Below are 19,269 nucleotides of genomic sequence, written 5' to 3' on the forward strand. Positions count from 1 at the left end.
GAGCAGGGTGGAGCCGTGCACGGCTCCACGGCCGCGGCCGCCTGTGCCGCGGGCGCCACCTTGTCACCCGAGGCACGGGCCGCGGCGAGCACGAAGGCCCGCCGGGCTCAGGGCGGCACGTGCCGACTCGCCCCCGGTCAGGCCAGGCCCGCCTCGATGGCGCGGCGGACGGCTGCTGCGCGGTCGGGGATGTCCGCTTTGGCGAAGAGGTTGTTGATGTGCGTCTTGACCGTGGCCTCGCTGATGAAGAGCTCCTCGGCGATGGCCCGGTTGGGCAGGCCCCGGCCGATCAGGGTCAGGACCTCGCGTTCGCGCGGGGTGAGGTCCTCGGGCAGGGCGGGACCCGGCGCGGGGGGCTTGGCCGCCGTGGTCCTCGCATTGGCGAGCAGCCGGTCCTGGACCTCGCGGTCGAGGACGGACTGGCCGGCGGCGGCGGCGCGGATCGCCCGGGTGATGTCCTGGCGTCCCGCGTTCTTGGTCAGGTACCCGCGGGCTCCCGCGCCCAGGGCGCCCAGGATCGACTCGTCGTCGGCGAAGGTGGTGAGGACGACCACCGCCACCCCCGGGTGCTGTTCGGACAGCCGGCGGGTCGTCTCGATGCCGTCCATGACGGGCATCCGTAGGTCCATCAGGACGACGTCCACCGGGCCGGCCGCGAGCGCGGCCAGTACCTCGTTGCCGTCCGCGGCGGCCGCGACGACGTCGATGTCCTCGCAGAGGCCGAGCACCGCGGCGAGCGGTTCGCGGACGGCGGCCTGGTCGTCGGCGACGACCACCCTCAACTTCGGCTGGGTCTGGGTCGGTTCTCTCATCCCGGGATCACTGCCTCCACGTACCAGCCGCCCCGGTCGGGCCCCGGGAGACGGGGCCCGCGGTGACGGTTCCGTTCAGCAGCGCGACGCGTTCGCGCATGCCGATCAGTCCCATTCCGCTACCGGTTCCCGTGGTCGTCGTGCGGGTGCCGGGGCGGTTGCGGATCTTCAGTGTCGTCGATGCGGGGGCGAAGGTCAGCTCCACGCCAACCTCTCCTCCGGGTGCGTGCCGGGCGGCGTTGGTCAGGGCTTCCTGAGCGATCCGCAGGAGGTTCTGGGTCACGGGGGCCGGGAGCTCGCGGATCGTGCCGGTGAGGGTGAGGGCGTCGTGGTGGCCCGAGGACTCGACCATTGCGGTCAAGGTCTCCACGAGCGGGAGCGCGTCCTCGCGCAGTGCGTGCACGGTCCACTGGGCCTGCTTCAGACTCTCCTTGACCAGGGCGTGGGCCTTTGCGTTGGCCTCGCGGACCTTGTCCAGGTCACCCGTCTCGATCAGGGCGTCGGCCAGTTCCAGCTGCATGTTGATCCCGGCCAGCGAGTGCGCCAGTACGTCGTGCACGTCCCGGGCGATCCGGCCGCGTTCGGTCAGTACAGCCGTGCGGGCCTCGGCGCGGGCGGCACGCTCGGCCGATTCGGAGGCCTCGATCACCGCTTGGACGGCCTGGCGGCGGCTGCGGTTGAGGATGCCGATCAGGACCGGCGCTCCAGTGGCGAGGCCGAGTACCCACGGCAGACGCTGGGGCCCGGGGGCGAGGTCCAGGTAGAGGACACCCGCGCAGAGCAGGCTGCACAGCGACGCGAGGGACAGGGCCCATCTGGTGCTCAGCCGGTATCCGATATGGCCGGACAGGAAGAAGGGGTAGAGGTATCCCGTGCCGCTGGCGCTGACCCCGATGAGAGCGGCCGACGCGAGGATGCCGCCGGCCAGCCAGGCCGGGGCGAAGCGTTGGGTGACGGCGTTCTCGGGCAGGCTCCGGGCGAGCAGTGCGGCCGTGCTGAGCAGGAAGAGGACGGCGACGGCCAGCCCCCGGCCGCTGATTCCCATGGGTCTGATCGTCATCGCTCCGGCGACGATGACGGCCAGGGTCAGCGCCCACCGGACCTGCAGGTCCCCTCCGGGAACCGGATACGGGACCGCCCCCTGGGACGGCGGCTTCCCGGGGGGCGGAGCGCTTTCGCTCTGGGGCTCGGTGCGGGGCATGCGCAGAACGTACTGCACGGTCAGGCCGTGCGGTCGAGGACGGAGGCGGGGGCGGTGGCGGTGGCGTTCTGGCGTGCGGTCGCGGTCTGGGCCGCGGCCGCCGTGCGGGGCAGGCTCCGGATGAAGATCGTGGCCAGCCGCGTGACCACCTCGGTGAGGGCCATCAGGACGAACGCCGCCACCCAGGCCTTGTCACTGGTGATCTGGTGAGCGGCGCTGAAGCGGGCCACGTCGGCGGCGCCGCCGTGCTCGACCCACAGCTGGAAACCCATCCGGGCGCCCATGCCGAGAACCCACAGGACCGCCGCCACCACACCGGCCTTGATCAGGACGTGCTCGCCAACGATACGGACGCGGGTGTAGACGCCGCCCGCGATGCCGAGCACGGCGCCCACACCCACCAGGGCCGCGATGAGCACCAGGTCATTTCCCTCGGTGGGGATGGTGTCCAGGTACGAGTAGGCAACGAAGGCCACGATTCCCAGCGGGATCAGGAAGGTCTTGAGGCCCAGCCGTCCTTCCCGGAGCTGGCGGAAAACAATCAGGAGAAGCGCGATGTCGGTGATCCACTCGGTCGTTGTCATGTCCCCAAGACTGCTCCGGAACGGCTCGCGGGACCTGCACCCAGGGGTGGAAACCCGGGTGGAGAAGGACAGCGGTGGAGGTGGAGGTGGAGCGGCGTGCGGGTGGGGTGCGCGTCAGAAACTCCAGGCGCCGGGGGCCGCCCGGGGGCCGCTACCGGGGGGCGAGGTGGCGTCAGAGCGGGGCCGGGCCGCGGGCCGGCCCCGGGGCGGGTTCGGACTGGAGGCGAGCCGTCAGCAGCACCCCGAGGGCGGCGACCTCCTCCATCGTGGGCGCGCCCTTAGTACTCCAGCAGCGGATCGTGTCCTGATCTGCTGGTTGTCTTTGTCAGGGCATGGTGGGGATGGTTGAGGCCCAGGGGTGGGCTGCGGAGTTGGAGTCGGTGTTCGCGCGGGTGGCGAGCCGGTTTGGGCGGGCGGATCTGCGGTGGCGGATGCGGGATTACCTGCGCGGGCTGCTGGCTCCCGTGGCCCGGAGGAACGGCTGGCAGCTGGCCGAATACGCAGGTCACCGCACCCCTGGCGGATTCCAAAGGCTTCTGAACTCGAGCGTGTGGGACACGGATGCCCTGCGTGACGACGTCCGGGACTACGTCGCCGACAAGCTCGGCCCTGATGGTGTGCTGATCATCGACGACACCGGGTTCATCAAGAAAGGCAGCACCTCAGCCGGGGTGGGTCGGCAGTACACCGGCACTTCGGGAAAGATCGACAACTGCCAGATCGGGGTGTTCGCGGCCTATGCCGCCAGCCGTGGACGGGCCCTGGTGGACCGGGAGTTGCATCTGCCGAAGTCCTGGACCGGTGACCGGGAACGGTGCGCAGGTCAAGAGCCTGGCCGGGTTCTGGCGGATCGATGAGCTGATTGCCGGGGCTCCAGATGACGCCTGGCAGCGGCTCTCCTGCGGTGACGCGGCGAAAGGCTCGCGGATCTATGACTGGGCGAGTGCGAGGCTGCCGTCGATCGGATCCTTCGACGGCGGCATCCCGACTCATCACCGCTGGGTGCTGGCCCGCCGCAGCGTCCGCCGTCCGGACGAGATCGCCTACTACTTCACTTACGGGCCCGTGGCCTGCACGGTTGTGGATCTGGCGAGGGTGGCCGGGATGCGGTGGGCGATCGAGGAGTGCTTCCAGGCCGCGAAGAACGAGTGCGGCCTGGACGAGTACGAGGTCCGCCGGTACGTGGGCTGGTATCGGCACATCACCCTGGCCATGCTCGCCCATGCGTTCCTGGCCGGCCTGGCCGCCGACGAAGTCGCAAAGGGGGCAGCAGAAACGACCCCGCCTGCGGCATCGTCGGTCTCACCGTGGCAGAGATCCGACGGCTCCTGGAGCATCTCCTGCCCCACCGCCGAACAAGCCGGCCTCGTTGCACATCCTGCTTTTCCGCTCTCGCGGCCAGGACCGGTGCCACCGCCCGGATGCTCACGAAAGACATGCCGGCGCGGCGCGGGTTCTTCAGCTCTGGGCGGGGATGTCCAGGGCAGTCCCGTACAGGCGGGAGACCCGGAGCAGGATGGTCACGCGCCGGTCAGGCAGCGGCTGCTCTCCGGGAGCCGCCCCGTCGGCCGGGTCTACTATCTCCGCCTCTCCCTCGGCGACGGCGAACGACCAGATGTCCGGGCCGCTGACGTGCAGTGAGGCGTGCGGATCACTGCGCAATTGGCGGACCTTGAGGCGGTTGGCGGTGGAGGAGACCCGCAGGACGCGCTCCCCGGCGTTCCAGTCGTAGAGGACGGTGGACAGGTGCGGGTGGCCGGTGCTCCTGACGCTCGCGAGTACGCCGAACTGCTGCTGGCTCAACAGCTGCGAGAGCTCCTGGTCGGTGAGCGCCCGGGGGGCCGGTCCGTCGTTCTGGGTGGTGGCGGTTTCGGTGGCGGTGTGCTCACTCATGAAGATCAGCCTTTGATGGTCGGGGGCGAGTCGGGCGGGATGGGGGCTGGGTCGGACAGCCGCGGCGTTGGCGGGAGCCGGCTCATCGACGACGGTCCAGGGCAACCTGCTGCTCGGGGCGGCGGGCGGGGCGCGCGATGACGCGGGTTGGATGCGGCAAACCCGTGGCGTCTCCTGTCAGTTGACGCAACAACAGAGACTGTAACAGATGGTTTCGTTGCAGACGATTAGTTAGGGTTCCACCTGCCGGACCCACCTCGCCCCCCTCAGGGTCGGTGGCCGCCATAGCCTCGCGGCATGTCCTGCTGAGGGGTGCCGGTGCCAGGGCCCGGCCCGCATGGTTCGCTTCACCGGCGCCGTGGTCCGCCCGGTGTACGGCCGGTGCGGGAAGGACGGGGTCGCCTCCCCGCTGGGCGGTGTGCGGGCGTACCGGTCCTGCTATATGAGGAGCCGGACGGAACCCTGCGGACGGTGCGGGAACATCCGGCCGATAGGCGGGCGGGACGCCTGTGGCGCCACCCTGTATCTGCCGTGCGTCCGTGCGCGCCGGTCAGAATGGTCCGTAAAGCCAGTTGCCCGGGGCGTCGGGGTCCTCGCTGGTGAAGAACTCCACGACGGCGGCGTCGATTTCAGCCGGGTCCAACGTGCCATTCCCGTCGCGGTCCAGGCGGCGGAACGCCTCCTCCATCCGCTGTGCGGGCACCCCGCCGATGGCCTGGCTGAGCCGCAGGTACTCCTCCAGCCCGATCACTCCGTCGTCCTCGACGTCCGTGAGGGCGAGCCAGGCCGAGGCCCCCGCGTGCAAGGTCTCCAACAGGGTGACGGGACTGGCGGCGACCGACCGTCGGATCCCCTGCTCGAAGGCCTCCGGGTCGAGGCGGCAGCCCCCGGGGTCGACGTGTGCGAGGTGGTCTACCCACAGCCGGTGCAGGGCGTCGCGGAGCGTGCGGATCCGGTCCGCCTGCCCCGGGAACACTTCGGCCATCCGGTCGGCTACGGCTGCCAGGTCGTCCTCCCCGAGGAAGCCGTCCTGGTCGGCGTCGAGCAGCGTGAACATGTAGTGCATCTTGCGGGTCAGCACTGGTGTGGCGTTGTCGGGCATGAGGGCTCCTCCGAGTAGCGGCGGACGTCAATGCGGTCGCGGCCCATCCTTGGCGGGGCCGCCGGCCGTCACCCCCGTCCATCACCCGTCCGGACGCGGGGAACAGGCGTCCAGCAATAGCCGCTCGACGGTGAATCAGGCGGCATCGCCGCCTGGGCAAGCCGGGCACCGCCGGCGAGGGCCGGGCGTCAGGGCCTCAACTCCGGCCGTGGCAAAGGTTCAAACGCATTGCGCCCGTTCCTGGGCCCCTGCACGTCACCCCTCGTCGGGACGTTCCTGACGATCACGACGACGAGCGCGCAACCGATCAACGGCGCACTCGTTGTGATCTTGGGTGCGCAGGGCGTGCGCCCCCGGAGCACAGCTGAGCATCATGCGCTAGTCGAAGTGGGTTACTGGTTGTGAAGAACATCCATACGACCGCGGGCGTTCCGTGGCACGTATCCGCGTTCCGCGTCGAAGCGGGCGGGTCGGGGGAAGCGGAGGTGCTCGGGCGGGTCCGTGAGCTGAGGGCGAGGATCCTCTTCGACCACGGCCGCCGGCCCGACTTTCGTACATCGGACGGCGGCTACGCCGACGACCAGGACCTGGACTTCGGCGCCTGGCACTTCGTCGGGCGGCGGGAGCCGGGGGGCCCGGCGTTGGGGTACGTGCGGCTTTCGACGCCGGAGACGGGCAGCCTTTTCCAGACCCGGGCGTATCTGGGTGCCGAGCGCTACGACGACGTACTGAGGGAAAACGGCCTCGGTGCAGCGGAAACGTTTGAGCACAGCCGTCTGGTGGTGGAGCACCAGGCGCGCAAACTGGGCCTGGGAATCCATCTGAACGCCTTCGCCATGGGCGCCGCACGTTTCCTGGGAGCCAAGGCAATGATCGGGACCTCGGGTACCGCCGACGGGCAAGACCGGTTCCACGAGCGGTTCGGTTTCCGCCCCGTCCCGGGTACGCGCCGCTACGTCGCGCACTACACCGAAGACGTGGTCATCATGCTGTACCGCCCCGGGTTCTCGGGAGGCGAGTTCAGCGGGCTCATCGAGGAATTGGAGGAATCCTTTCCGGCCTCGGTCGTACCGGCACAGCATGCCGGGCTGGGCACGGTGGCCCGGCCGGGCGCGGCCCCGCAGGACCTCGTACGCCTGCCCTCCACCCGTCTCGCGATCCCCGCCACCGCCACGAGCGGCGATCCGCGTTCCCGCACGTGCTGGCAGCCCGTGCTCTTCGCCCCGGCGCACGAGCAGGACCGGATCGGCCTGCAGAGCCTGATCGACTCGGGTGACGTCCGCGAGGTGATGGACACGATTGCGGATCAGCTGGCGGAGCTGGTCACCAGCCGTGAACCCGGTCTGCGTTCCTCGCCTGACGCGGTACGGCGGGCCGTGGCGGAACAACTGGCCGGCGCCCGCCCCCAGGAGTACGGAACCTGGGTCTGGTACCCGTGGTCCGGGCGCCTGGTGCACCTCTTGCCCCGCGAGGAGTTCCGGCTCGTGCGCACCGACCGCAACCGCGGCCGGATCGACCGTGCGCAGCAGCGCCGGCTGCTGGGATGCCGTGTGGGCATCATCGGTCTCTCGGTCGGCAGCAGTGCCGCCCTGACCTTCGCGATGGAGGGCATCGGCGGATCGTTCAAGCTGGCCGACTTCGATTCCCTGAGCGTCTCGAACCTCAACCGGTTGCGCGCGGGTGTCCATCACCTGGGCCTGAACAAGTGCGTGCTCGCGGCCCGGCAGATGCTGGAGATCGACCCCTGGCTGGACATCGAGCTCTACCAGGGCGGTCTGACCGACAACACCATGGAGGAGTTCTTCACCGGCGGCGCGGGCCCCATCGACCTCCTCGTCGAAGAGTGCGATACCCCCTACGTGAAGATCGCCGCCCGCGAGCACGCCCGGCAACTGGGCATCCCGGTCGTCATGGACGCCAACGACCGGGGTCTGCTGGACGTGGAACGCTTCGACCTCGAACCCGACCGGCCCCTGTTGCACGGCCTCCTCGGCGAGACGACCTCCAGCGACCTGAGGGACCTCACCCACGAGGAGATGGTCGACGTCATCCTCGCCATGGTCGACCGGGAGCGCATCAGCCCGGAGCTGACGGCCTCCATCTCCCAGATCGGCGTCACCCTCAGCAGCTGGCCACAACTCGCTTCAGGGGTCGCACTGGGCGGCGCCCTCACCGCTGATGCCGCGCGCCGCATCCTGCTGGGCCAGCCCCGCCCGTCGGGACGCTTCTACACCGACCTGGAAATCCTCACCGCCGGCGACCGCAGCACCCTCGCCTGACGTACAGCCCGAGCATCAATGCCATCGCTGACGCCGTGTCGCCGGCACCGTGCCAGAACACAACTACCCCGATCCACGACCCACCGGCACCACCGTCAACACACCTCTCCGCGCTGTCCACCGAGATGGGAAATCCACCATGTCCGCAGCCACTGACATCCTGCACCGGGTCACAGCCCTCGTCGCCGCCGTCGCCGATCGTCCAGTCGATGACATCACCGCGGAATCCCGGCTTGTCGAAGACCTCGACCTCGACTCGCTCCAGGTGGTGGAGATCGCGGTCCGGGCCGAGGAAGAGTTCGGCAGTCCCATCGACGACTCCCTACTGGCCGAGCAGGGCGTGACCGTGGCCCACTGTGCACGCGTGGTGCAGGAGGCCAACGCCCAGGAGGTCCGCACGTGACCCGCCCGGCGCCGTCCATCGCCTTCGGGATCCAGGGCCTGGGTGTCCACATCCCGCAGCGCCGGGTCGGCAATGCGGAGATCGCCGGCCGGTACGGGGTGGACCCCGAGTGGATCGAGCGCATGACCGGTGTCAGGGAGCGGCAGTACGCGGAGCCCGGCCAGGCCACTTCCGACCTCGCCGTCTCAGCCGCAGAACACGCCCTCGCCGATGCCCATCTATCCCCTCGGGACATCGACGTCATCCTCGTGGCCACGAGCACACCCGACCAGCTCGCGGTCGCCACGGCCTGCCGGGTGCAGCACCGTCTCGGCGCGGACCACGCCTGGGCCACCGATGTCGGCGGAGCCTGCGCGGGCTTCCTCTACGCCCTGAAGACGGCCCGTGACATCCTCGCCGCGTCAAATCCCGCGGGCCGCGCACTGGTCATCGGAGCCGAGACGTTCTCCAAGTTCCAAAATCCCGTCGACCGGTCCACGGGCGTCCTGTTCGCGGACGGAGCCGGCGCCGTGGTGGTCGGACCCGCGGCCACGGGACAGGGGATCTTGTGCAGCACGCAGGGAACTGACGGCGCCCTGGCCGACATCGTGGGGATCCGCGCGGGCGGCAGCGCACAGCCGACGACCGAGCACACCGTCTCCGAAGGCGGGCACTACCTCCACATGAACGGGAAAGCAGTCGCGGCCTACTTCCACGACGCCTTCCCCAAGATCGTCGGCGGACTCATCAAGCTGTCCGGTCTCCCCCTGAGCGAGATCGATCTCGTCATTCCGCATCAAGCCAATCCCCGCATACTGCGCGCGCTGAGTCTCGAGCTGGGCATCTCCACCTCGCAACTCGTCGTCACCGCCGATACGTTCGGCAACACGGGCGCGGCCTCGATCCCCATGGCCCTGCACGTGGCACGAGACCAAGGCCGCCTCCACCCGGATAGCACCGTTCTGCACGCCGCCGTCGGCGCGGGAATGAGCTGGGCCGGAACCGTGCAGCGTTGGCTGTGAGTCAGCCCATGACCAAACGTGCCGGGCCCGACCTGGTCACCGGCTTCCGTCAGCGCGAGAGCAGCCCGTAGCGTTCCGCCCGCTCGCGCAGAACCGTTCCCGTCCCGGCTCATTGAAAGAGCCGAGCTCACCCGCAACGCGGCCGGGACACCTTCCCCCAGGGTTCCCGCCGCGGTGCGGTGAGTTCACCGCGGCGACAGACCGCCCCTCATCCCAGGCGCCTGGTCACCGACAGGCCCCGCGCCGGAGAGAAACGGTGGGGAGCCCGTCAGTCAGCATCGGCCGCACAACGGCCGGGAGTGGGTAAGGCCGCGGCGAGGGCGACCTCGGGGGCCCAGCCCCATGAGCACACCGCGCGCAGCGCGGCCGCCTTCGGTACGCGGGTCCGGCGGCCGTCGTGGGCCTGCCGCTGCGACACGACTTCCCCTCCCCCGCCGGAAGCGCTGTCGAAGCGCACTGGACCCGGGAAGGTTCCATCGCAGAGGACTGCCTCGACCGCGCCCGTGCGGGATGTGCCGAACTTCTCTGTCGTCCGGGTCTCGCGCCTGCTCGCAACGCCCCTCCCGGCACCGCCCTTCAAGCTGCTCGCGGACTGGAGCCGCCTGAACACGACGATCCCGCAGCCGGCCCACCCGGCAGGCTATTGGCTTGCCGTTTAACCTCTGGCCGGTGGATCAAGCCGGCTACCGCTTCCTCAGGGCGCGTGTGGTGTGGGGTCGGCGCGGCGCTCGTGCCGGTTCGGGGACGGAAATCGTGTTGTGACGCGAGAGTCCACGCCGTAGACAGTCGACGATGGCGGCTTCTCCCGACTGCTCCCACTCGGCATCTGTTCGAGGGAGTACTCGTGGACGGCCGCAGACAGGCAGCCTCCACCATGGCTCGCGGTCACTTTGCGGTCGATCCCGAACCCCACGGGCCGCCGTTCGTGCCCGCTGAGAACCAGGACGATTTTCCTCCGTCTTACCCAGGTGGCTCCTGCATCAGTGACGCCGATGGAGTGGTCGTCGTTTCCGCGGAGATCCGGAACACCTTCGTACTGCACCCCGAAGACACGCTCGGCCTCGCCTGGAACTGGACGCCCGGGTGACACCGCACCGCTTCCCCGCCGAGCTCCTCGCCCGCTAGCAGACGCGGGAGGAGACTTACGCCCAGCGGCCGACCGAGATCGTCGAGCACAAGACCCGGCTCAACTCATTCTGAAACGATCAGTTAGCCCTCTACGCCGAGCCGGAGCCCATTCAACCGCGATCCCACTGATAAACAATCAGCAACCAGCAGGCCCAGACCCAGACCCAGACCCATTCAAGAGCCGCCAGCTTCTAGGCATCGCGCGACAGCCCCTGCCCGCGACCGCCGCCCTCGCTTCGCAGTCCGCCACATGCACTACTTCGCCGGGCTCGTCGGCTCACTGCGCGAACTGTGCGAGCAGTACACCGACGAACAGCTGGAGACGGTGGCGTCGTTCACCCGCGAGGCCGCTCGCCGGCAGACCGAAGCCACAAAGCAGCTGCCCTGAACCGGGGATGATGCCCGGTGCGCGGGCCCGCCTTGACCTTGTGGGTCCGGGAGACGGCGTCCGTGACGACGGCGATGGTGTCGCGCTTGCGCATCTGTTCGGGATCTCGAAGTCGGCAGCGGACCAAGTCGTCGACTACCTCGGACCACTGCTCGCTGAAGCAACGGCAGCGATTTCGGAAGGACACCGTTCTCATCGTGGACGGCACACTGGTCGCCACCCACGACCACAGCATCGCCGAGAAGTCCAAGAACCACCGCTACTCCACCAATCACCAGGTCGTCGTCGATGCTGACACCCGCCTGGTCGTCGCCGTCGGCGCCCAGTACCCGGCAACCGCAACGACTGCAAAGCCTGGGCCGAGTCCGCGCCCGCGTCGAGCACGTCTTCGCCCGCATGAAGACCTGGAAGATCCTTCGCGACTGCCGCCTCAAGGGCGACGGCATCCACTACGCCATGCACGGCATCGCCCGCCTGCACAACCTCAGCCACACCGCGTAGCAGAGCTGCCACTCCCGCACAGGGCTCACTCCGGTGGGGTGAAGCCAATTACAGGACAGCCCATATGGGGGCGTTCGTCATGTTTGCCCGCTGCCAGAGGCCCGGGGCGCGCACGTGAAGAAAGAACCGCCAGGGTGGAAGCTACCGGGGATGAAGCCCTCACCCCCATTCGCTCAACTTGGCTCCACGAGACCCATGGCTTCAGGGAATTCGAGAGCCATGGCCCGACGATCGGGCAATTCCTCTTCCTCTGCCAGTTCCCGAAACAGGAGGACCAACTGCTGTCGAATTTCGTCCGAAACGTTATTGAGGAGAAATCCCACGGGTTCAACGATGGCCGTGGATACGTCAGGGTCGACTTCCTCGTCATCGGTCATCTCGATCGAGATGACGAGATCCATTACGGCCTTGGCGAGCACTCGTTCCACGGCGTTCATGGCACAACCCTTACTTTGATATTCATGATCATCTGCCTCCCTAGAATTTTCCGCGCCTGAGCGGCTACTGCAGCATTCGGAACCTCCCATACCCCGGTGAGGCCATTCTGCTCCAATGCAAGGGATTGGTTCTGTGCTTGTCGATAGGTCTTGGGGTATCCAGTTACGTTGAGTTTTCGGTCGATCAGAACATTATTGATCGCATCGTGGCCATCGAACTTGATCTGACTCATCTTGGATGCGCCTGCCTTGAAGTAATCCAAGGCCGGTGCAAAGCCAGGTCGTGAACCCATTGCACCAGCGTCATAAGCCTGAGCCTGTGCACTCATACTTGCGTTCTCTGGAACCCAGTTGACTTCGCCGTCGCAGTTATGGACCAGGACTGGGGTAGCCCCCGCCAGCACATAGTATGTGTGGCGGTTGCTGACGGTGAGGTTGTGGACGCGGTGGGGTTCTGTCCGGGTCTGGAGGGCGGTGATCTGGACGTAGGTGCCGGCGGAGGTGCGGAGCCACGTGCCCGGTGTGAGGTCCTTGGCGGGGACCCACTCCTGGAGGGCTTCGACCCAGAACGGGTGGCCGTCGGTGGCGGTGATCGTGTCGGTGCGGTGGTTCGGGCCGGTGGCGACGGTGATCCGGACGAGGTTCTTGTCCCCTTGGCCGATGATGGTGGCGGCTACCGGCTGTGCTTCGGTGGCGCCGGTTTCCGGGTCGGCGGCCAGGACCACGTCACCGAGTTGGACGTCCTCGATCGGCTTGGTGCTGCCGTCGGCGAGCGCTACTTCGGTGCCGGGGATGAAGCTGTTGCGCGTACACGAGTTGCCGTTGCCGCCGTTGCCTCGAGCGTCGGCTTTGCCGCCCGGGTCCGGTGCCTTCTTGGCTGCGGCTGCTTCGTCGGTCTGTTTTGCCGCGGCTGCGGCCGCGTCGGCGTCGGCCTTTCTGGCTGCGGCCAGGTCCTCGTTGTACTTCTGGGTGTAGTTCGCGAGGTCCTCGGTGTACCTGGCGAGCGCGGAGGCATACTTTTCGGCCTTCTCGGCGATGTCGAGTGCCCAGGAGATCACGCCGCTCCACTTGTCGAAGGCCTCCCATGACTTCTTGAGGGCCTTGACGAGCTTCTTCGCCTTGCCGGCGAAGGGCAGGAGGGCTTCGGCGGCCATCATGCCGCAGGTTTTCAGATCGCCGCCGAGGCAATCCTTGATGTCGTTGTAACCGCTGGCGTCCTTGAGTACCTCCTTGGCCGCCTGCAGTGCGAACTGCATCTTGCCGCCGCGGATGATCTCCTTGGCACGCGCGACGTCCTCGGCCGCCGGAGACGTGTCCGCTGGTGGAGCGGGCGGCTGGTTGTTGTTTCTGACCTTCTGTTCCTCGGTCCCGCCAAAAGCGCCCTTGCCGATCAGGCATTGCTCCGTGCAGAGTCCGCTGGGGTCGCTGAGGGTGACCGGGCTGTTGTTGGCGTAGCTGTACGCCTGCATCTGCTGCGGGTCGGTGTTGTCCATGATCGGGTCCGCGGAGATGAACCGGCCGATGGCGGGGTCGTATTCGCGGGCGCCGAGGTGCGTGAGACCGGTGGACTTGTCCTCCGTTCCCCCGACGAAGCCCCTTTCCCCGGGCCAGATCGAGGGCTGGGCACCGCGCACATCGCCGAACGGGGTGGACTTGCGGCGGCTGACCTCTTGGCTGGTCCTGTCAACGCTGGTGTTGGCGGTGCCGTTGTGGTCGCTGATCAGGTAGGAACTCGTCGTGGTGCCCGACTCGTTCGTCCGCACCATGACCGGTCCGGCGGGGTGCGCGTAGTACCGGGTGGCGGTGACCTTGTCGGTCGCCTTGGTGTGCTTCAGCTCCGTGCCCGGGAGGTACAGCGTGGTGCCGTCCGGGTCTCGGCGGATCAGTCGGCTGCCGCCCGCGTCGTAGAGGAACTCCGTGGAGGCGCCGGCTCTCGTGGCCTTGGCCAGGCCGCCCTCCGTGTTCCACTCCAGCGTCTGTGTCTCGCCCATGACGGTCCGGCTGCTGGTGTTGCCGGACGGGTCGTAGCCGTAGTTCTCGACCCGGCTGCCGCCCTTGCCCGTGGTGGTGACCGAGGACAGCTGGTGGGTCTTGCCACCCTGCGGGTACGCGTAGGTGCGGGTGACGTCGGAGGCGGTGTTCCCGGCCGGGTCGTGCTGGACCTCGCCGGTCCGATTGCCGCTCACCGAGAAGGCGTACGACGTCCAGTACGGATTCGGTCCGCCGATCCGCGGCCTGCCGCCCGGGCCGGCCGCGCCGGGCTGGGCGGCGCAGTCGTCGGTGGCCGTCCACGCCTCGGCCATCCGCTGCATGTAGTCGTATGCGAAGCACTGCGTGTCGGTCTGCGCGGGGCCCGCGTTCGGCCCTTCCGCGTCCTTGATCTTCAGGATGTTCCCGGCCGCGTCATACGCGTAGTCGACGCGGTTGATCCGCTGTGGCGCGGTCTCGCGGTCGTTGGTGACGCTGTTGACCCGGCCGGTCTGCAGGTCGTAGTCGTACGACGACCAGACCTGCTTGCCGAGCACTCCCGTCTTCGTGACCGTCGCCCGGCCCACCGCGTCGTAGGCGACGTCGTCGACGAACGTCGCCCCGCCTCCGTACGTCATCTTCGTCGGCAGGTCGTAGCCGTTGTACGAGGTGGTGACGGTCTCGGCCGCCAGGCCGCCCGCGGCAGGGTGCTGGACCCAGGTCGGCATGCCCGTGTTGGCGCTGTAGCCGCTGGTGTAAGCGTAGACGCCAGCGAGCTTCCCCTCGGCGGCGGGGATGGTGGTCTTGCTGCCGGTCGGGCGGTATTCGGTGTCGTAGCCGGTGACTTCCTGCTTGTACTCGCTGCCGCCCGCGAACCGGCTGGAGGAGACCGGGAGTCCCACGGCCCCGGGCAGAGTGTCGTAGGTGTACTCGGTGAGCTTGGGGCCCTGCAGCGTGCCCTCGTGGGTGGCCGTGGGGCGGCCTAGGACGTCGTAGGCGTACGCGAGGGTCTTGCCGCGGCCGTCGGTGGCGGTCAGCACACGGCCGCCCGCGTCGTAGGAGGCGCGGCTCTCGCCGCTGTCCGGGTCGACCGACTTGATCAGCCTGCCGCGCGTGTCGTACTCGTACGTCCATGCCACGCCGTCGGCGCCGGTGACCTTCGCGAGTCGGCCTTGGGGGGTGTACTCGTAGGAGATGGAGTCGGAGGGGCCGGCGGGGCCGTCTCCCTTGAAGTGCTCGAGCCGCGTCTTGCGGCCGAGCGCGTCGAGGTGCGCCTTGGTGGGCGTCGTCCCCTGCGGCGGGTCCACCGCGATCCAGTCGCCGCCGTACGTGGTGGTGGTGCGCCGCTGCTCCGTGCCGTTGGCGCGGCGGATCGTGGCGGTGATGCGGCCGAGGGTGTCGTACTGGGTGACGACCGAGGAGGGGACGGCCGAGTCGAGGCTGGACCACAGCGCCGGTACCGGGCCGGAGTCCCGGTTGACGTAGGCCGCGTTCTGCTTCCAGGCTTCGCCGCGCGAGTTGTAGAAGTTGTCGGTGATGACCCGGCCGCCGCCGAAGGCCGGCATCTGGGTCTGCCGCAGCCGCAGCATGCCGTCGAACAGCTCGTACTGCGTGGAGTATTCGCCGTTCTCCTGCAGTCGCCTGGTGGTCACCACCACCGGGCCGTCGGTGCGGACGTCGTAGGCGAACTCCGCGTCCGGGGACTTCGTGCCGGGGTCCCGGTCCGGCGTCCACGCCTTCGTCATGCGACCCAGCGCGTCGTACTGCGTGACGGTCCTGCGTCCGTTGCCGTCGGTCTGCACCAGGGGGAGCCCGCGCCCCGGGTCGAGGTCGACGACCGTCTTGCGGCCCAGGGCCGGGCTGGCGACCGTCGCGTGGCCGTTGACCGTCTCGACTCTGGTCGCGATCTCGCCGACCGAGGGGAAGTAGGTGTTGGTGGTGGTGACGCCGTAGATGTCGGTGACCGTCTTCGGACGCCCGTACTCGTCGACGGTGACGCTGCCGTTCGTCTGGTACTTCGGCGCACCGTTGACGTAGCCGTCCAGGACGGCGCCGCTGGTGAAGTTCCCGGACCCGTCGTACTGGGTGACCTGGTCTCCGATGACGTCCTGCGGTCGCGAGGTCGTCGCGTTGCACGCCTTGGCGACCGTTTCGGTGCGGCCGACCAGGCTCAGCATGTTCTTGGCGGCGATCGGCGTGTATGTGGTGCGGGTGCAGGTGTCGTCGGCCTCGGTGGAGAGGTCGCCGCTGTCGCTGTTGGTCAGTTGCAGGCCGTACTTGTCGAAGGTGTTCTCCGTCGCGGTACGCCGCCAGCCCCGGCCGTCCGACAGCAGCGCCCGCGAGGCCACCTTGATCGTCTGTTGCACGCGGGCGACCTGCGGCCCGATGCCGTCGCGGGCCCGCGTCGCGGTCGCCTCCCCCAGCCACGGGGTGTACACCGTCGCGGAGTCCAGGGAGCTCGTGTCGCCGCGGTAGTACAGCGTCTCGCGGATCTGCCCGTTGAACTCCTCGGTGTCGCGGATCCGGCCGCCCTCGGAGTCGACGAGTTCCACAGAGCGCGTCCCGCCGGGCAGCTTGTCGCCGTCCATGCCGCGGAAGTAGTACGTCTCCGTCAGCGACGGTGCGTCCTCGTCAGGGTTGCCGACCCGTGTGCGGACCCGTTCGTAACCGCGCCACTGGCTCCAGGTCCGCAGCTCCGGCTTGGACAGCTCGTTGTCGTCGTCGAAGGCCCACGCCGGAGCGCCCACGTACTCGAAGTTTGTGATCTTGGTGGGTGAGTTGCCGTTGCGGTCCTCGTCCCGGACCTGGGTAACCAGGTGCTTGTGGAACCAGTCCAGCTTGTAGGTGGGCGGTGCCTGAGGGTCGGACGGGTTCTTCACCTCCAGCTTGGCGGGGTAGCAGCGCTTGCCGTTGCTCTCGGGGTTGGCGGGCATGTTGACCGGTGCGACCGTGGAGCACTCGGGGGCCGCGTACGTGACGGCGGTGGTCTGGCCGGTCTCGGTGTGGATCGCCTCGATCCGGTACCGGAAGTACGGCGGCGAGCCGTCGCCGTTGTTGTCCACCCGGTTCGGGAGCTGTTTGCCGACGAACTGCACCGCAGGCGTGGTGATACCCGGCGTGGCGCCGTTCTTGCCGGTGCGCTGGATCGAGGCCAGCCACAGCGCCCGGTCGGTTCCGTCCCCGGCCATCGGGAAGTCGTGCGTCAGTTTCCAGGTGTCGACTTCGCGGAGTTGTCCGCCGGTCCGGATCCGGGTGGTGACGTCCACGAGCCGCTTGCGCGACCAGAAGGTGGGAGCGTAGCGGTCCTTGCAGTCCTCGCCCGCGTTGCAGTTCTGGTCGAACGGCACGTCCGGCCAGTTCTTCGCCGTGTCCTTGGTCAGCGCGCCGGGTGAGCAGTCGACCCCGGCCAGCGGGATGCACCGCTCCGCGACGGTGAAGTCGACCTGTGCTGGTGCCGGGGCGTACAGGTTGTCGCCGCGCAGGCCGTACTCGGTGCGCGCCAGCCATCCGCCGCGCACGTAGGGCCGGTTGGTGGAGGTTCCGTTGGACTGGACGTTGGAGCCGTAGGAGTTGGTCTCGGTCTCGTAGTAGTGCGTCATCGCGTTGCCGCGCGGGTCCACCACCAAGTCCAGGTGCCAGCGGTAGGCCTGGGTGCAGAAGGACTGGGCGAACGCGGCCTGGTAGCAGTCCTCGCCAGGGTGGTTGCCGACCACCGGCTCGGTCCACACGGACTTCGTCTCCGGCTTGCCCGCGGACCAGCCCGGCAGCCGGTTCTGTCCGAAGTAGTACTTGGTGCCGTCCATTCCGGTGACGACCCAGTACTCCCCTTCCTGGTCTCCGTTGGGTGCGCCGCGCAGCAGCTCGACGGTCGACCCGTCCTCCGACTGCAGGCGCCACTTCTTGCTCGCGTCGTCCAGCACCAGTTGGGTGGAGCCGCCGTTGAGGGACATCGCGACCACTGGCGGGCCCTGGCAAAGGTCCCCGGTGTCGCTCGAGGGGTTGTTGAAACCCGAGCCCGGCTTCTTGTCCGCGGCGCACTGCGGGAACGTCCGCTCGATGTACGACGACCCCAGGTCCCAGCCGTCGCCCACCCACGAGGCCTGCGCTTGCGCCGCGGAGGTCCTGCCGTCCACGCTCGACGACGAGTAGGCCATCGACATCGAAGGGCCGGGACCACCCAGCGACGTCGGCACCTCCAGGGCGTAGGACCAGGAGAAGTCACCGGCCGGGCCGCCGCCCTGCCAGGTGCCCGAGGGCGCCAGGGAGGTGGCCTTGAAATCGCCCTTGGGGCCCTGCGGCGCCGCGGCCGCGGCCAACAGGACGCCACCGCCGGTCAGTGTCGGCGCGGATGCCGCCGCCGTCGTCACCGTCGCCGTCGTCGCCGCCGTCTCCGCGGCCGACGCGTCGATACGCGCGGTCAGCGTCGAGGTCTTCGGGTCGTTCTTGAACAGGATCGGCGTCCGTTCCCGGCACCGCTCGAGTTCGGGTGTGGTCAGCGCGCACTGAGGCAGCGCCACGAACTGCAGCCGCGACGCCCAGTCGCCGCCGTAGGCGCCCTTGAACGCCGAGTAGTCCAGCGCCACCGCCACCGGCGTCGACACCGATGCGCCGTCCGAGCGCTTCACGTTCACCAAGAGCCCGTCGACACCCGCGCGTCCCGCGGCGGCGCGGTCGGCGAGGTCCACCCGCACCTTGGCCAGCACTGCCTTGGAGGGCGAAGCTCCCTGCCGAACGGGGGGACCCGCCCCCTCGACGTCGGTTCCGACCGCGGCGTTCTCCTGGCCCGCGGCCGCGGACATCGCGACCGTCACCGGCAACGCGCCGGCTCTGACCGGGGTTTCGGTCAGCCGGCCAAGCCGCCCTTGCATGGACGGGGCACCCGTCCGCAGGGCGTCCGCGGCCGTTGCCACCTCGGCCTCACCGGATCCGGCGGCCGGCCACACCACGCGCGGAGCGCCGGTCCACGCTTTGCGCTGCGACTCGCCCGGCTCGGGCGCCGGCTTCGACTTCACCGGCGCGCCCGGCACCGAGGGCATGCGCTTGACGTTCGAGGTCAGCGGCGGCGGCTTCGGGCCCGCCGCGGCGGTGTCCGGGGCCACCAGAGCGGACAGCACCATGGCGCCGACGACCGCCAGGGAGATCGTGCGCGGCACTCCGCGGATCGGCGAACGGTACCAGCCCGCGGTCACCGCGACCCGTGACGAGCCCACCCCTAAGAAGCGCACGACGATCCCCCCAGTCATCACAGCGGCCGGCGAAAGATATCAGCGAAACCGTCGCCAGGAAATGGTGCGCGCCGCCGCGGAATCAGCCACACAGGGTGAGAATCCAGCTTTTCCGGAAAATGTACGGACGGAGGAATTGGCGGAAGTTATGCCCGGATTGGCTAACCTTGTCCGGCACTCGCCCCCAACCGCTCCCACCTGGTACAAGTCTCTGGATCCGGACACTTGAACGCCGACATCGACCAGTTCTCCCCGAGCCGAGAGAGGCCACGTGAAATTACTCCGCGGACGCGCCCGAAAGGGTCGCCCAAAGAAGAATACAAGTACTTTTCTGGGCACGATATTCG

Annotated in this window: 10 protein-coding genes and 3 pseudogenes; 6 read left to right on the forward strand and 7 right to left on the reverse strand. The window is 68.7% G+C overall.

Features of this window, described 5'->3' with window-relative positions; translation table 11 throughout:
- Positions 1-137: 137 nt before the first annotated feature.
- The 3 genes and pseudogenes from ACWGDE_RS03985 to ACWGDE_RS03995 form a co-directional block, all read right to left on the reverse strand.
- Complete coding sequence (locus ACWGDE_RS03985; RefSeq protein WP_453387394.1) at positions 138-812, reverse strand: response regulator transcription factor; 675 nt, start codon at positions 810-812, stop codon at positions 138-140.
- Positions 809-2,013 (reverse strand): annotated as a pseudogene (locus ACWGDE_RS03990) (sensor histidine kinase). Before ACWGDE_RS03990 ends, ACWGDE_RS03985 begins: the two are co-directional and overlap by 4 nt.
- Before the next feature lie 20 nt (positions 2,014-2,033).
- Positions 2,034-2,597 (reverse strand): hypothetical protein, encoded by a 564-nt coding sequence (locus ACWGDE_RS03995; RefSeq protein ID WP_453387395.1) that lies wholly within the window; start codon positions 2,595-2,597, stop codon positions 2,034-2,036.
- Between the two features lie 341 nt (positions 2,598-2,938).
- On the opposite strand from ACWGDE_RS03995, the pseudogene ACWGDE_RS04000 reads away from it, so the two are divergent.
- Positions 2,939-3,953 (forward strand): annotated as a pseudogene (locus ACWGDE_RS04000) (IS701 family transposase); the annotation flags it as partial.
- 102 nt (positions 3,954-4,055) lie between these two features.
- Here the strand turns inward: ACWGDE_RS04000 and ACWGDE_RS04005 are convergent.
- Entirely contained in the window at positions 4,056-4,490 is a 435-nt protein-coding gene (locus tag ACWGDE_RS04005) for a pyridoxamine 5'-phosphate oxidase family protein (protein WP_375950512.1), read from the reverse strand.
- A gap of 550 nt (positions 4,491-5,040) precedes the next feature.
- Positions 5,041-5,592, reverse strand: a complete 552-nt coding sequence (locus ACWGDE_RS04010) for an EF-hand domain-containing protein (RefSeq protein WP_453387396.1) — start codon at positions 5,590-5,592, stop codon at positions 5,041-5,043.
- A 401-nt stretch (positions 5,593-5,993) separates the two neighbouring features.
- On the opposite strand from ACWGDE_RS04010, the gene ACWGDE_RS04015 reads away from it, so the two are divergent.
- The 5 genes and pseudogenes from ACWGDE_RS04015 to ACWGDE_RS04035 form a co-directional block, all read left to right on the forward strand.
- Complete coding sequence (locus ACWGDE_RS04015) at positions 5,994-7,871, forward strand: ThiF family adenylyltransferase (protein WP_453387397.1); 1,878 nt, start codon at positions 5,994-5,996, stop codon at positions 7,869-7,871.
- A 139-nt stretch (positions 7,872-8,010) separates the two neighbouring features.
- A complete protein-coding gene (locus ACWGDE_RS04020) occupies positions 8,011-8,274 on the forward strand; it encodes an acyl carrier protein (RefSeq protein ID WP_453387398.1) in 264 nt (87 codons plus the stop codon).
- Positions 8,271-9,275, forward strand: coding sequence for a 3-oxoacyl-ACP synthase III family protein (locus ACWGDE_RS04025; RefSeq protein ID WP_453387399.1), 1,005 nt, complete (start codon positions 8,271-8,273; stop codon positions 9,273-9,275). The genes ACWGDE_RS04020 and ACWGDE_RS04025 overlap by 4 nt, the downstream gene beginning before the upstream one ends.
- Before the next feature lie 1,378 nt (positions 9,276-10,653).
- Complete coding sequence (locus ACWGDE_RS04030) at positions 10,654-10,791, forward strand: hypothetical protein (RefSeq protein ID WP_453387400.1); 138 nt, start codon at positions 10,654-10,656, stop codon at positions 10,789-10,791.
- Between the two features lie 85 nt (positions 10,792-10,876).
- Positions 10,877-11,292 (forward strand): annotated as a pseudogene (locus tag ACWGDE_RS04035) (transposase); the annotation flags it as partial.
- A 173-nt stretch (positions 11,293-11,465) separates the two neighbouring features.
- On the opposite strand, the gene ACWGDE_RS04040 reads toward ACWGDE_RS04035, so the two are convergent.
- Both ACWGDE_RS04040 and ACWGDE_RS04045 read right to left on the reverse strand, forming a co-directional pair.
- A complete protein-coding gene (locus ACWGDE_RS04040) occupies positions 11,466-11,729 on the reverse strand; it encodes a hypothetical protein (protein ID WP_453387401.1) in 264 nt (87 codons plus the stop codon).
- The gene (locus tag ACWGDE_RS04045; RefSeq protein WP_453387402.1) at positions 11,726-18,850 is read right to left on the reverse strand and encodes an RHS repeat-associated core domain-containing protein; all 7,125 of its coding nucleotides are present in this window, start codon (positions 18,848-18,850) and stop codon (positions 11,726-11,728) included. The genes ACWGDE_RS04040 and ACWGDE_RS04045 overlap by 4 nt, the downstream gene beginning before the upstream one ends.
- Positions 18,851-19,269: the final 419 nt, after the last annotated feature.

It is taken from the genome of Streptomyces sp. NPDC054956, from assembly GCF_053609185.1.